The following is a 14,719-nucleotide window of genomic DNA, read 5'->3' as shown; positions in this document are numbered from 1 at the left end:
AATCTATTAGTTCTTAGACAAGGAAGCATGATCGGTCCATATATAACGCAATAGCCAGTCTTTGGCATCTCCGGCGTAGTCAATCCCAATACGCGTGCGTAATGATACTGGCGGCGCACAATTATCATCCTCTATCCACACGCCAGATGCTGGACTAATAGGTTTGCCATATAAATCTCGGTCTATTTGCAAACGCTTCGTCAGCTTACCAGGACCAGAAAACTGTTTTGGGTGGCTGAGCTGTTTGGCAGGAATCAGGTGTTGCTCATCACTCAAACGATCGCTCTCATCAATCAAAAACCCAGCGCGGATCAATACCGATTCGGGTGATTCAGACTGCCCACTAATTAAGTTGAGCATGTGATGAACACCGTAGGTCAAATACACATAGAATACACCACCTGACTGATACATAATCTCTGTGCGTGTCGTTCGAGTGCCTGCATGGGAATGGCAAGCAGGGTCATTTTGACCTATATAGGCTTCGGTTTCAGAGATACGCATACGCAATATTTTTTCTGATCCGTCGCTATCGATAAGTTTGCGGCACAGTACTTTGCCTATTAAGTCGGCAGCGACCACACAAGTAGGACGCGTAAACCATGATGGCTCTAAAATAATCGATGTAGACATGGGCGATACCTTTTCTTACTTTTATGTTGAACCGCTCATACAGCTAATGAGTACTCTACGTTAAGTCATTCAAAGCTGTTAAGTAGATCTAACCACTCGCTTATTATATGATCGGGTTGATAGATTTCGACTTTTTCTCTTCCTTTTAAGCTAATAGTTTTTTTCTGTTCATCATCTTGCATCAAACCAATCAATGCTAAAGCAAGTTGGTCAACATTATTTTCAGGAACTAAAATAGAGCCCGTACCTTCTAAAACTTCTGCGGGACCAGGCCCACAATCAAAACTAACAATAGGAAGACCAAAAGACAAAGCCTCCGTTAAAACCATACCGAACCCTTCTACTCGAGAGCTCAGACAAAATATCTCTGCCTCTCTATAATAGTGACCCACATTATCAGTCGCGCCAACCAACTCTACACTCTCGGTTATTTGGTTTGCTTCGATAAACTTCGTTAGCTGGGCTCTTTCTTCACCCTCCCCAACTATTTTTAATGTCCATTCTGGCAGAATGCTAGCTACCTGAAGCCAAGCTTCAAGTAATAAATCAAACCCTTTTTCTCTATGTAGGCGACCAACCGCCAATACTATTTTTTTATTTTCCTCGATATATTCTTGAATGGGAAATGGACAAGGATTGGCTATAGCGGTTACTTGTGACTTATGACGAGTATTTTTTAGCCAATACTCCTTATCTCTTTTGGTTAAAGTAACCACTGAATCACAGTATCGCGCCGCTAAATGTCTGACGATAGAGTCTCGACTGATACCTTCGTTGGGATCAAAGTTAAAATGCTCCCAGCCTATGTGCTTTACTTTCAGGCCTAACGTTGCGGGTAAAGTATATGGAATGGATTTGGTGTCTACGGCTATCATTACGTCAACATGCTCTACTTTTAACAGCTTTCTTATTTTATAGACAGTATAAGGAGTATGAGCAAAATTAGTGCGCGCAGAGCCTAATAGTGAAATGACTTTGATATCTTCATTTAGAGGAAAAAAAGGTTCATCACAAGGCCCAAGACTGGCCAATATTATGTCATGGCCAACTTCAGATAAGCCGTTAGCAATCATAGAACCTACTCGTTCAACACCAGCACCCTTGTTCAGGCCATAAAATAACACCATTAAAATTTTCAAATCGAGTGCCTTACTTGTTAGGGTCTGTTGTTAGTAGCAAATGAAAAAAGCAAGACCATCGTTAAAATCGAACCATAGCTGATAGTTCGATACTTATAGCACTTGAAGTATCATTCCAATATTTCAAAAATTTGATTTTAAAAACTCGGCTCTAAAAGCTCAGTTCTAAAAACCCGCAACATTCATCTTACCAGTATATAGCTAAGTATTTGATAGCTAAACTTTGCTACCTAAACCAAGTGCCCACTTTAATTTTTTGCATAAAAAAACTGAGCGATAAGCTCAGTTTTTTGTGGAATCTAATAACGGCTTGACCTAATAACTGCTTAGTTTAATGGCACACCAATACGGTTCGCCACTTCTTCGTAAGCTTCGATTACGTCACCCAATGATTGACGGAAACGATCTTTATCGAGCTTTTTCTTAGTGCTCTTATCCCAAATACGGCAACCATCTGGGGAGAACTCATCACCCAACACGATACGGTCGTGGAATACACCAAACTCTAGCTTGAAATCAACCAGTATCAGATCGCCTGCATCAAACAATTTGCTCAATACATCATTAACTTGATGAGTCAACTCTTCCATTCTTGCCAACTGTGCTTCAGTGGCCCAACCAAGTGACAATGATAGTGACTCATTCACCAGTGGATCACCAAGTGCGTCATCTTTATAAAACAATTCATAAGTAGATGGCGTCAACGGCTGCCCTTCTTCTAATCCTAAACGACGAACCAAGCTGCCGGCAGCGAAATTACGCATCACGCACTCGACCGGGATCATATCTAGTCGCTTGACCAATACTTCGTCTTGAGAGAGTTGCTTTTCAAAGTGTGTCTCAATGCCAGCATCAGCCAGCTTTTGCATAATAAAAGCATTGAAGCGATTGTTGACCACACCTTTGCGTGCTAACTGTTCGATGCGCTTACCGTCAAGCGCTGAGGTATCATCGCGGAAGTGTAGAATGAGAAGGTCGTCGTCTTCTGTTTCATAGACAGATTTGGCTTTACCTTTGTACAACAGTTTTTGCTTTTGCATTATAGAATTTCCTGTTCGTTCAAGCTTATGTGGTAAAAACGCGCAGCTACCGCTACATCTGATATGAAAAATTCACTCGTAGTGAAACAAATAATCATAACAAGCTAGCGGTATAAATTGAGAAATATATTTAATTAGAAAGAGTGCTTACCGTACGTTGAGGTTGTGGTAATTGGTACTGCTTACCCGACTCATTCTTTAGTTCAAGCGTATTTTCACCTGCGTTAGGCGTTGCGTACAAAGGCACAAAAGGCGCTGTTTCTTTAGCGGCTGGTAGCTCTATGGGATCAAGCTTTGCACTTTGTTGGTATGTTAAGCTACCGTCATCACGCTTACCAAGTAAGTTTTTGGTCGCTTGGCAACCGCTCAATACTAGGGTACTACCCAATATTAAGGTCAGCATCGCAGGGAATGTTTTTGTAGTCGTTGATGATATTTTCATCATATTGTCTCTCTGAGTTAGCAATCATTGCTCATTTGGTACGGTGTTTTTTACGAATCTATATTAAGTTTGCACGTACTAAGGCTTCATCAATAGTGGCATGATGTTGCTCAGCTAACCAAACCAATGGTAGACGCATACCAGTATCTATCATACCCATTTTATTTAATGCATATTTGACCGGAATAGGGCTGGATTCGATAAATAAATCACGATGTAAATGCTTGACCACATCATGAGCTTTATTAGCCGCTTCAAAATCGCCTTGAAGCGCTGCCGTAAAGGTATCACTCATTGCTTTCGGTGCGACGTTAGCTGTCACTGAAATATTACCTTTGCCACCTACTTTCATCAATTCAAGCGCAGTACCATCATCGCCAGATAGGACAACCATTCGATCACCAACCGCTTTGATCAATTTTTCGCCACGTTCGACAGAACCAGTCGCATCTTTTATTGCCACGATATTTTCAATATCAGCCAGACGCTCTACAGTTTCTTGAGCAATATCAACGACTGTACGACCTGGCACATTGTACAACATTTGCGGAATATTCACCGCTTCAGCAATCGCTTTATAATGTTGATACACGCCTTCTTGAGGTGGCTTGTTATAGTAAGGTGCAACGAGCAATGCACAGTCTGCCCCAGCATCCGCAGCATCTTGAGTCAGTTTGATTGCTTCCATTGTGTTATTGGCACCTGTGCCAGCAATGACAGGTACACGACCTTTGACATGCTGTACAAAATAACGAATCACATCGCTATGCTCTTGCATAGATAGGGTCGCTGACTCACCAGTGGTACCAACTGCAACAAGGCAATGCGTACCTTGCTCAATCTGCCAATCTATGAGGTCTGCCAGACGTTTATAGTCGACCGTGCCGTCAGGATGCATGGGCGTTACCAAAGCTACCATTGAGCCTTGTAGTCGGGTTTTAATCTCGTCGTATGCTGTGCTCATAACTGTGCCTTACTGTATTATCCTAGCTTTTGTCAAAGCTGTCACATGATAGGTCGTTTGCAAGTGTCTGCAGTTTATATAGCTAACAATGCATATCTTAACGGATGCATTCATAGATGCTGCTGACTAAATCTTGCTTGATGTTGGTACTAAATTATTTATACATAATAACGTCATGGACGCCAATTTTTATTTACTGTCAATCCAATTGGTAGATAACAATAAAAACGCCTGCTAGTGTAGCATATTTTGATTTGACCGCTATCAATCAATTGACTCTCAATATCGTTATTCAATACCATGATTGCGTACCAAACCCTGCCAAAGCTTGTTAGAGTCAAGGTTTCTTTTTTGAAAACCTCTGAAAAATAGGTTTGTCATTTAAGCTTAATGCGTTAACAGTTAGTTTAGCGCAATGCATAAGTACTGATAAGTCTTTTGGTGAATATTAACGAATCGTCAACACATCGATAGTAGGCCGATACAACCGAAAAGGTAACCCTCGCGTGCCAATACCACTACTGATAAATATCTGCGCATTTCCATGTTGATATAAACCACGCTGCTGACCCATACGACTATTATTCAGCATGGTTGATCGTTTATCTCTGCGATGAACCTCTTGATTTCTTTGACCCAACCACATGGATTTTTGCGGCGCTTTGGCAGCACCTGTAATCAGCAAAGGTCGCGGTTGCAAAGATTTTGGTAAGTCGCTAAGACTATCAAATCGTGATGCCAAAATAATCACTGGCTTAGTAGCACTAGCGATGTTGGCACCAAGTGCCACTTTAGCCGCGGTGTTTGAATCCTCATTATCAGTGAGTTTTTTAGGCATATCTTGCCAGCCACAGAGTGCGGCGACAACTGATTTGGTATCTACCTCTTTTTGGCTGATGGACTCTTGAGTGTCGATAGCAACACCCAAAGAGCTTGTTAATGGTCGACTGTCCACAGTACCCATGCACTTAAGTGGTAATGAGGTGCACTGCTGGCCGATATAACTGATATCGAGCACATCAAACGCTTTAGCCAATGTATCTTCTAACAAGGGTTGACCTTGATTCGTCGTATTAATCGATTGATAGCACAAATCCGAAGTACTCATTACCGTATAGACAGGCTTATTAACCGCTTTGAACAACATCATTTGTCCAACCAAGTCGGCACTTGGATAATACAGCCAGTCTCCAGTAATTAAAACTGCATCTACTGATAGCTCGTTGATAGTAGCAACGAGCTTACGGATATGACGCGGCTTGCCACTATATAGCCCAATGCGTAAATCAGCCAGTACAGCTACTGTCAGCGGCGTTGATAAGTTTAAATCAACAGCATGATGCTCTACTCGTAAACGATTGGGTTGCACCACTGCGGCATAAAAGTACAGTCCCATTACTAATATGGCAATCAATACGGATGACGCGGACAACTGCGCAAGCACTGGCAACACATCTTGCGACCAACCTAACACTAACCACACGATCCAAACGGGCATGGTATAGGCTGTATAATAAAGCAACAGCTTAACCCAAATACGCATAAAGCGCTTGGTGACACTAGCATTGAACGTTTGTAATACTGACCACAGTACGATATACGCTAGCAGTGCTGCTGACGTAGAAATACAGAGTATATAAAAAACATGGTCAGTCATAATTACCTGATGGTTATGTAACGATATGAAGCTATCAAACGGCTTATCCGTATTAGGGCATGTCATTTATTCAATAGATAATCATTTAACAAGGCTATTATTTAACTCATTAATATAATTATATAGTCAAAAAACTCTAAAATGGATACAAGGCAGCCGACTGCATATTTTGCCAGTAGTACCTCTAAAAGAGACAATGCTGTAGTAGCTTAGTAGTGCTTTGGCTATTCCTCTCACTAAAGACACATCTTAAATCGTATGATAAAAAATCAGCCATTATAGAGGTCGAGCTCTATGATAGACAAGTACAATTATCGTCACTCAGCGTCATACTTTGTTCATTTATACTGTTATAACAGCATCTCTTTCATTGTAGATTAACGATCCTTATATGACTGCCTACTCAATACGCAAACCAATAATAGCCGGAATACCTTGACGGATAACCTCTATAGTCACTACACCTTTTTCAGGTAACGATGAAATGGCACTTGAAAAATCCGTGACATCCTTAATTTGTTTTTGGTGAAAATTGGTAATCACATCACCCGCTAATATACCTGAACGTGCTGCCAGTCCAGTAGGATCAACCGTCGTCACCAAAACACCTGTCTTATTGTCTGTCGCAATTTCAGCTTGTTCATCTGTAGTCAAATTGCGTAGGCGTAGGCCCAACTGTACATCATCATTTTGCTGATCACCGCCTTGCGCCCTGACATCGTCTGGGGCATAAGCAAGCTGACCATTAACTATCATCTGTTTACCATTACGCTGAATCTGTGCACGGAAGGCATCGTTCGGCTTGGCACGATTGAGCAGATTTAACAAATCTGAGGCCCGCTGAATCTGCACATTATCGTATTGCAAAATAATATCGCCAGGTTTGAGACCAGCCTTTTGTGCAGGTGAATCTGGTGATACTCGTGTCAATAACGCACCTTGAGGGCGAGCCAATTTATAAGCTTCGGCTAAATTGCGGTCGATGTCTTGTGGATAAATACCTAAATAGGCACGCACAACTTCGCCATCGGTTTTGAGCTGCTGATAGATATCTATCGCCGCATCTATCGGTATTGAAAATGACAGCCCCATATAACCACCCGTACCACTAAAGATACGTGAGTTGATACCGATTACCTCACCACTTTGGTTGAATAATGGTCCACCTGAGTTACCAGGATTGAGTGCCACATCTGTCTGAATAAATGGGACGCTGGTTTCACGCGAAAAATTGCGCGACTTGGCACTGACAATACCTGCGGATGCTGAATAGTCAAAACCAAAGGGTGAACCAATGGCTAATACGGGCTCTCCTACTTTTATGGCATTTGAGTCACCGATTGGCAACGCAGGATACTGACTGCCCTTCACTTTCAATACAGCCACATCTGAACGCTCATCACTACCGACCAAGGTTGCATCAAGTTCTGTTCTATCATTTAACGTGACTGTTATTTTATCCGCCCCCTCCACCACATGATGATTGGTCAGCATATAACCATCAGAGGTCACAAAAAAGGCTGTGCCATACGCATGCTCAATCGCTGGCATAGTAGCTTGTTCGGGAATACTGAGACGATCACCAAAGAACTGCCGTAACAACTCAGCAGTCTGTGCCTTGGCAAGCTCAGCTTCGCTGACGGTTTTGGTGACATTGACACGAGCAACTGCAGGTGTGACTTGTTGGACTAAGTCAGAAAAATCGGCTGTAGTGACCGCCGCCTGAACGCTAGTCATCGTTGTGGCAGTGATACCAGCAACCATCGATGTACTGACAGCAAACGCTAGGGTACTACGCTGTAACCAATGCTGCATCTTGAGCTTAGATGGTACTGTAAACATATTAATAGACATATCATCCTCCATATAAGTAATCGTTATTATTGTTAATAGGCATGTCTTGGCTGTTATTAATGGCTATTATAAGATAATGTGGCTTTCGCTCAGATTATTTTAGCAAGACTTTCATCGCTACTTCATTTTCATTATTTATTAAATGACAATCACTTGGTGATACTCGCTAGGTGCATGATAAATAACGCTACTGTATGATAAGCATTATCTTTTATTTTATCGTCATTTCGATAATGCAAAATAACCCCGTGCCCAATTATTTCATAATAGTCTATGCAAGATGACCGCACAGTACGATAATCAGCCCATCACAACAATGACAAAGACTTATAGCTGATGAGGTTAACGTCTTAGCAGTTTTATAGTGAGTATCTATATCGTGGTACAGTCAGCCTCAGTAAGTATGAGATAAAATCATGTTATGATAGCAAGCTAAATAGTTTTATAATTAAACAAAAGTTAGCTAGAAAACTCTACTACTGGCTATTATCACCCTTATTTTCCATCTTTTGCATATCTAGAGGCGCTTTAAACCATTTTTAAAATATAAGTAGCAAGGAAAACAAGTAAACCTACTACCGATAACAAGTTAGTAGAGCAAACAATGTTGACACCGCTAATCGTACTTTTGAAGGTGGTATTATTTATCTAGGCATGCTTTTGTCTTTACTACTTTATAGTATATATATCATATCTGGCTCATGTTGTGATTCATGATAATTATCATTGCTGCTATTTAGCTTTGCTAGAAACATACCTCTACAAAGAGTGATATCAAATCATTTATAGTGCTGCTTATAGCAATTATTCAAGAGCTATTGATAGATATAAAATATGACAAGATTATAAAAGGATCAATTTATGGATACCGCCCTATTATTATCTGGCGTGGTTGGGATCGGCATTGCCGCCCAATGGTTGGCTTGGTATTTAAAGCAACCGTCCATTTTATTTTTATTACTGATTGGTATTATCGTGGGCCCTGTACTGGGTATCTTCGATCCTGATTTAATATTGGGGGAGCTTATGTTTCCCTTTATTTCTTTGGGTGTGGCAATTATTCTTTTTGAAGGCTCTCTGACCTTAGAGTTCGATGAGATTAAGCAGCATGGTACAGTCGTACAAATGCTAGTGTCGGTCGGTGTCCTGATTACCATTGCTATCGTGGCATTATCGACTTATTTACTATTTGATGTCGATCCATTGATTGCGTTGCTATTCGGCGCACTGGTCTGCGTGACTGGTCCAACAGTTATTATGCCACTACTGCGCAGTGTACGGCCAAACAAGACGATATCAAACATCCTAAAATGGGAAGGTATTATCATCGATCCAATCGGCGCAATCGCCGTGGTATTGGTCTATGAATATATTATTTCTGGCGGTGAAGCTAGCAGTATCTTACTGTTTGCCAAAATCGTCGTACTAGCAACTGCCCTTGGGATGGCTGGTGCTTGGCTGCTCGCATTTCTCATGCGTCGCCATATGATTCCTGAGTTTTTGCGCAATGTCTTCACACTAGCCTTTGTGTTGGTCTTGTTTTCAATATCCAACCACTTAGAGCATGAGTCTGGTCTGTTGACCGTCACAGTATTGGGCGTGGCCTTAGCAAACTGGCCAAAATTCCCGCGTGAGACTATCTTAGAGTTTAATGAATCCTTAACCATCCTACTTATCTCTGTACTCTTTATCATTCTTGCTGCTCGTGTAGAGCTGGCAAGCTTAATGAGTGTCGGCTTTGCAGGATTGGTACTACTCGCTATCGTCATGTTTGTAGCACGTCCATTGTCTGTGTGGGCATCGGCTATCGGTTCAAACTTGAAGACTAGCGAAAAACTAATGATTAGCTGGATTGGGCCACGCGGTATCGTCGCTGCAGCTATTTCATCACTGTTTGCCATTCGTCTACAAGAGTACGATATTCAAGGTGTTGAGCTACTCGTACCCTTAGTATTTATGGTCATCATTGGCACAGTTATGATTCAAGGTATTGGCTCAAAAATGGTCGGTAATTTACTTGGTGTCCGTGAGCCTGAAACCAATGGTATCCTCATCGTCGGCTCCAACCCTATCGCGTTATTGATAGCCACATCTCTAAAAGACCAAGGCTTTGATGTCATCGTTGCGCACAACAACTATACCAATATCGCCCGTGCACGCATGAGTGGTTTGCGTACTTATTTTGGTAACCCCATCTCTGACCATGCCGATCACAACCTTGACCTTATCGGTATCGGTCGTCTGTTTGCCATGAGTATGGATAAAGAGATGAATACCTTGTCCGAGATTCATTATCGTCATGAGTTCGGTGAGCGTAAACTATATCGCCTCAAATTCAGTGATGAAAAAGTCAAAAGCGAGCGTGAAGACAAGCAGTCAAACTTTCAATCGCAGTGGCTGTTTGGCAAAGACGCAACGTACACCAAGCTGGCTAGCATGCTGTCTAAAAAGGCTCGCATCAAAATCACCAATATTACCGATAGCTACAGCTTTGAACAATACAAAGCGGATAACAAGCAGTTTGTGCCGCTATACACCATAGACAAAGAAGGCAAATTGCATGTCATCACCGACAAGTTCGATGGTACGGTACCACGTGATCGCAAGCTTATCTCACTGGTAATAGAGGATGAAGTACAGCCAAAACCAGTCGATGTCACGCCTAAGCAAGAACAGGCACGGATGGCCGCTGATGCCAGCTTTGAGTCCAGCTCAAAAGCGCCTGAAAAGCGTAAAGAAAATGAGCCGGTCGATGACAATTCTGAACAAACAGCTGATGATGATAACAATAGTGATGTCGCTAAACAAAATGGCGCCAGTGAGACAGCCACCAAACCAAGCAACAATACTGAACCGACGCACTCACCAACCACGGCGACAGACGAGACAAAAACAGTGCCTGATTCTGTGGTCAATACAGGAGTGATGTCAGCAAATTCAACCGCTGTATCCAAGACTAAAGCATCTGCCAGTAGCAGTGCCAACGGCAACGGTAATGCGCCTAAAACCAAGAAAGGCACGCTCGATCCTAATCGCTTTCCTGACTCTGGTAAAGACATGACGACCAACTCTGAGGTTGATATCGCTAAAGATACTGAGCCGAAGAACATGGATAATAGTGTAGGTGATAATATAGATAAATAGACGGCAATCGATAAAGCTGTTTCGTCCAACACATCCTAGTAACCAAAAAGCCCCAACACACTGTTGGGGCTTTTTGTTGCATGCTTATTTATAGCTAATACTGCAAACGAAGTTCATGCTGTCACTTTTTATAGCGATTTTACTCTATTTAATATCCAACTTATCTTGTACTGCCTGCCACACACGCGCACTCACCTCATCGGTACTTCCTGATGCATCAATACGCTGTATACGTTCGGGATACTGCGCGGCAAGCGTACCAAATCCTTGATGCACCCACGTAAAAAACTCAGTGGCTTGCTGCTCAAAACGATCCGCAGCACTGCGCTTATTAGCGCGTGCCATGCCTTCTAATACAGGCAAGTCTAACCACAATGTCAGCTCAGGCAACTGGGGCACAAATTGCTCGATAAGCGCATCAATCTTGGCTCGTACTGCTGCATCACCATGCGCACGACCAAAGCCCTGATAGGCAATGCTTGAATCAGTAAAGCGGTCGCATATCACCCATGTACCGCGTTGTAACGCAGGTAGAATGACTTGCTGCATATGGTCACAGCGCGCGGCAAATAGTAGCAATAACTCTGTATCGTCATTAATATCGGTCACAGGGTCTAGTAATATCTCTCGCAAACGCTCTGCAAACGGACTGCCACCCGGCTCACGGGTACGCAGATAGTCGATGCCATTGTCTTGTAGACGTGAGCACAGTTGATCAATAGCGGTGGTTTTCCCCACGCCTTCTGTCCCTTCAAAGCTGATAAAACGCCCTTGATTAGGCATAATATCGGGGTTTTCTTTAGGCGAGGTTGTTTGAGATAACTGCTCTTGTACAGGTGCTGACATGATATGACCTTGTGTCATTGATAAGCGTCATGTAGTTAGATAGCTAATGACACAACGCTCAGTAAATGATAGGTTTTTTGAGAAGCGATAGAAGTGCTGGCTTTATATACCAAGTTACTCTGCTGCTGCTTGTGCTTTCTTTTCGCGCATGACTTTTAAATAATCTTTTACCGCTTGGTTATGCTCAGCCAAGCTATTGGTAAATTTGTGACCGCCATTACCCGTCGCTACAAAATATAATGCCTCGCTGTCTGCTGGATGCAGAGTTGCCTCGATGGAGGCCGCAGATGGCAGTGCGATTGGCGTTGGTGGTAAGCCATCAATTTGATACGTATTATAAGACGTTTTTTCATTGATGTCCTGACGACGAATATTACCATCATAGCGGCTACCCATACCATAGATAATGGTCGGATCCGTTTGCATGCGCATGCCTTGATTCAGACGGTTTCTAAATACTGCAGACACCAACGGACGCTCTTCTGCTACGCCGGTTTCTTTTTCGATAATAGACGCCATCACTAGCGCTTCATAAGGTGTGGCATAAGGCAAGTCCGGTGCACGGCTTTCCCATGCATCATTTAGCGCTTGCTGCTGGCGTTTATACAAGTCAGTCAATACCTGTTTATCACTGGTGTTCTCACCATAATAATAAGTATCAGGGGCGAACCAACCTTCTAGATTATAATTGACGATAGCATCATCACTATCAGTCACAGAGCTTGGCAGTATACTACTTAGCTCTAACGCCTTAGCGATACTGGCATTGTCGCTACCCTCGATTAGCACTTCTTTTTTGATGCCATCATTAGCACGTAATATTTGATACAAGTCTTTCGAGGTTTTGCCTTCGATGATTTGTACTTTTACCATCGCTGCATCTGCCCCCTGTGCTAGCACTTGCAACGCCTCAGCCATGGTTGGGTTTTCTGGTAGTTGATAAATCCCAGCATGTAGTGGCGCATCGACTTGCGATTTGACATACATCTTAGCCACGCTCACCGAAAACAGCGGAATCTGCTGCTGCCACTGCGGCAGTAAGCCATAATAAGTTTGACCCTGCTCAATCGTAACCTTCTGCGCTGGTTGCTCGATACGTCCGAATAAGGTTTGATAAACCATCACTAAGAAAAATACAGCAATCAATCCAAGCACGAGCAACACCTGATATCCACGCTGCATAAAAAACGATTGATTGTCCACTTTATATTTACGTGGCTTGCTATCCCCGCTTATGAGTGAAACGTCTGTCGCTGGTTTTTCCTCCACTTCATCCACTATCGGTCGTGAGTCTGATAGTGTGGTATCGACACGCTCTTCAACACTGTTATCATACTTATTCGATGGTTCATCATTGGGACGTTTAGGAGGCGTTTCAGGTGTGGGCGTGCTCATGGCAACTCGCGAGGCAAATGTTTGCTAGAATTTAGCACTGAACCGTGCGATTTTCAATGTTATTTGCTTAGCTTATGCATTATCTTGCTAGCTAGGCACATTTATATGGCTTAATACTCATAGGCTATTGTCATCAATATTGACGTATCTATTAAGAATGAAAACATTTTATGAATCTACATTTCAATCAAAGTCTTGCTAAAAACTATAAGTCACCCAGCCAAATAATTCGAGTATTGAGTGAGAATTGGGTCGCAACCAATAGCTACTGCCCTAACTGTAACACTCAACCGTTATCAGAATTTACGAACGGTAAACCAGTTGCTGACTTTTATTGCGCAAACTGTAGTGAGCAATATGAGCTAAAAAGTAAAAAATCTAAATTAAGTAACATTATTAATGATGGTGCTTATAAGACAATGATTGAACGCATCAATAGTGAGGATAATCCCAATTTTTTCTTCCTGACATACTCAAAAGAGCTGACGGTAAATAACTTTTTAATTATTCCTAAGCAATTCTTTAAGCCTGATATTATTATCAAGCGTAAGCCATTATCAGCGACTGCCAAGCGTGCAGGTTGGGTCGGCTGTAATATCGACTTACGCCAAGTGCCAGAATCGGGCAAAGTGTTTTTGGTTAAAAATCAGCAAGTCATACCGCGCGATGATGTCACTCAACAATTTCAAAAAACCTTATTTTTACGTAAGCAAACTAATGCTTCTCGTGGTTGGACACTAGATGTCTGGCAGTGTATCGACAGACTTGATACGGATTTTTCGCTAAAGCAAGTTTATACTTTTGCTGATGAGTTAAAACGCAAACATCCCAAAAACAAACATATTCAAGATAAAATTCGTCAGCAATTACAAGTGTTACGCGATAGAGGCATTATTGAGTTTGTGAGCCGTGGCTACTATCGAAAGTTATACTAACCGCTTCTCGTTGTAGCGCTCAGGTCTCGGCTTTCCTTTTTTGTCGCGGTACACATCAGTAATTAACTCATCTCTATCATCCCATAGCGGTAATCTTGCAGTAGCAACGAGACGCTGATGAAATTTATGCGCTGGGTAATTCCAATCAATCTCGTCATTAATTTTGAAAAAATGCTCTTCACGATAATCAACATAAGCGTGCATTCTATTTTTCACATAATCATTCCACTGCCATAAAAGCTGAACTGGATTGCGAGTAGGTTTGGTAAAAGCTTTTAAGTTGACCGTCAATGCACACATCACTAGCTCATCATTAGGAGTGACAGAAATACGCTGCTCAATAACCTCCTCTCGCGTGTACGCATACTCGAACATACCGCCAAAGGCTACAAACCTTTTAAAATCTAGTAAATACATCACACCAAATGATAATTGAGTATAAGGCGATAAATGCACAATTTCATCAGGCTTACTTCTAGCCAGTTGGCAAATTTCATCAAAAATCATCAAACGACGGATTTGTAGCGGAATTCGTTTATCTTCATAGACTGAGTGCATGCGATTTTATCCTTTTAAAACTTTTATGAAAAAAGGATCATTGATCGATTTGCGCTCAGACACAAGTCAACGTAACAAAATACGATCACTTCTTTTGAGCGCTTTTGCTAGG

General features: G+C 42.1%; 12 protein-coding genes. 2 read left to right on the top strand and 10 right to left on the bottom strand.

Annotation, left to right across the window (positions count from 1 at the left end; all coding sequences use genetic code 11):
- Positions 1-6: 6 nt before the first annotated feature.
- The 7 genes from ACT3RN_RS10320 to ACT3RN_RS10290 form a co-directional block, all read right to left on the bottom strand.
- Positions 7-633, bottom strand: a complete 627-nt coding sequence (locus ACT3RN_RS10320) for a DNA-3-methyladenine glycosylase (protein ID WP_192520042.1) — start codon at positions 631-633, stop codon at positions 7-9.
- Positions 634-698: 65 nt separating this feature from the next.
- Positions 699-1,772, bottom strand: a complete 1,074-nt coding sequence (locus tag ACT3RN_RS10315) for a glycosyltransferase family 4 protein (RefSeq protein ID WP_226945106.1) — start codon at positions 1,770-1,772, stop codon at positions 699-701.
- Positions 1,773-2,098: 326 nt separating this feature from the next.
- A complete protein-coding gene (purC, locus tag ACT3RN_RS10310) occupies positions 2,099-2,812 on the bottom strand; it encodes a phosphoribosylaminoimidazolesuccinocarboxamide synthase (RefSeq protein WP_192520041.1) in 714 nt (237 codons plus the stop codon).
- 130 nt (positions 2,813-2,942) lie between these two features.
- Entirely contained in the window at positions 2,943-3,257 is a 315-nt protein-coding gene (locus ACT3RN_RS10305; protein WP_225739244.1) for a hypothetical protein, read from the bottom strand.
- 55 nt (positions 3,258-3,312) lie between these two features.
- Positions 3,313-4,218 (bottom strand): 4-hydroxy-tetrahydrodipicolinate synthase, encoded by a 906-nt coding sequence (dapA, locus tag ACT3RN_RS10300; protein ID WP_192520039.1) that lies wholly within the window; start codon positions 4,216-4,218, stop codon positions 3,313-3,315.
- Between the two features lie 448 nt (positions 4,219-4,666).
- Positions 4,667-5,875, bottom strand: coding sequence for a hypothetical protein (locus tag ACT3RN_RS10295; RefSeq protein ID WP_192992174.1), 1,209 nt, complete (start codon positions 5,873-5,875; stop codon positions 4,667-4,669).
- A gap of 399 nt (positions 5,876-6,274) precedes the next feature.
- Positions 6,275-7,741: a Do family serine endopeptidase gene (locus ACT3RN_RS10290; RefSeq protein WP_413038459.1), complete on the bottom strand. Its 1,467-nt coding sequence runs from the start codon at positions 7,739-7,741 to the stop codon at positions 6,275-6,277.
- A gap of 849 nt (positions 7,742-8,590) precedes the next feature.
- Here ACT3RN_RS10290 and ACT3RN_RS10285 point away from each other — a divergent pair.
- The gene (locus ACT3RN_RS10285) at positions 8,591-10,873 is read left to right on the top strand and encodes a cation:proton antiporter (RefSeq protein WP_192520037.1); all 2,283 of its coding nucleotides are present in this window, start codon (positions 8,591-8,593) and stop codon (positions 10,871-10,873) included.
- Between the two features lie 144 nt (positions 10,874-11,017).
- Here ACT3RN_RS10285 and tmk read toward each other — a convergent pair whose 3' ends face one another.
- Together tmk and mltG are read right to left on the bottom strand one after the other, a co-directional pair.
- Positions 11,018-11,719, bottom strand: a complete 702-nt coding sequence (tmk, locus tag ACT3RN_RS10280; RefSeq protein ID WP_442062502.1) for a dTMP kinase — start codon at positions 11,717-11,719, stop codon at positions 11,018-11,020.
- 114 nt (positions 11,720-11,833) lie between these two features.
- The gene (mltG, locus tag ACT3RN_RS10275; protein ID WP_442062505.1) at positions 11,834-13,114 is read right to left on the bottom strand and encodes an endolytic transglycosylase MltG; all 1,281 of its coding nucleotides are present in this window, start codon (positions 13,112-13,114) and stop codon (positions 11,834-11,836) included.
- Positions 13,115-13,284: 170 nt separating this feature from the next.
- Here mltG and ACT3RN_RS10270 point away from each other — a divergent pair, with 170 nt between their 5' ends.
- Positions 13,285-14,049, top strand: coding sequence for a DpnI domain-containing protein (locus tag ACT3RN_RS10270; RefSeq protein WP_192520582.1), 765 nt, complete (start codon positions 13,285-13,287; stop codon positions 14,047-14,049).
- Here ACT3RN_RS10270 and ACT3RN_RS10265 read toward each other — a convergent pair.
- Entirely contained in the window at positions 14,041-14,607 is a 567-nt protein-coding gene (locus tag ACT3RN_RS10265) for a hypothetical protein (RefSeq protein WP_192520583.1), read from the bottom strand. The two genes, ACT3RN_RS10270 and ACT3RN_RS10265, sit on opposite strands and share 9 nt — an antisense overlap.
- Positions 14,608-14,719 lie beyond the last annotated feature (112 nt).

It is taken from the genome of Psychrobacter sp. AOP5-GZ1-6 (assembly GCF_052376345.1).
GTDB lineage: Bacteria > Pseudomonadota > Gammaproteobacteria > Pseudomonadales > Moraxellaceae > Psychrobacter.
Note: the sequence above shows the minus strand (reverse complement) of the source record. Positions and strands in the feature narration are given on the sequence as shown.

Bases quoted from the DNA above. Each gene is read 5' to 3' on its own strand.
- ACT3RN_RS10295 (WP_192992174.1), bottom strand. From the start codon at position 5,875: ATGACTGACCATGTTTTTTATATACTCTGTATTTCTACGTCAGCAGCA.
- ACT3RN_RS10270 (WP_192520582.1), top strand. From the start codon at position 13,285: ATGAATCTACATTTCAATCAAAGTCTTGCTAAAAACTATAAGTCACCC.
- ACT3RN_RS10320 (WP_192520042.1), bottom strand. From the start codon at position 633: ATGTCTACATCGATTATTTTAGAGCCATCATGGTTTACGCGTCCTACT.
- ACT3RN_RS10265 (WP_192520583.1), bottom strand. From the start codon at position 14,607: ATGCACTCAGTCTATGAAGATAAACGAATTCCGCTACAAATCCGTCGT.
- tmk (WP_442062502.1), bottom strand. From the start codon at position 11,719: ATGTCAGCACCTGTACAAGAGCAGTTATCTCAAACAACCTCGCCTAAA.
- purC (WP_192520041.1), bottom strand. From the start codon at position 2,812: ATGCAAAAGCAAAAACTGTTGTACAAAGGTAAAGCCAAATCTGTCTAT.
- mltG (WP_442062505.1), bottom strand. From the start codon at position 13,114: ATGAGCACGCCCACACCTGAAACGCCTCCTAAACGTCCCAATGATGAA.
- ACT3RN_RS10285 (WP_192520037.1), top strand. From the start codon at position 8,591: ATGGATACCGCCCTATTATTATCTGGCGTGGTTGGGATCGGCATTGCC.
- ACT3RN_RS10305 (WP_225739244.1), bottom strand. From the start codon at position 3,257: ATGATGAAAATATCATCAACGACTACAAAAACATTCCCTGCGATGCTG.
- dapA (WP_192520039.1), bottom strand. From the start codon at position 4,218: ATGAGCACAGCATACGACGAGATTAAAACCCGACTACAAGGCTCAATG.
- ACT3RN_RS10290 (WP_413038459.1), bottom strand. From the start codon at position 7,741: ATGGAGGATGATATGTCTATTAATATGTTTACAGTACCATCTAAGCTC.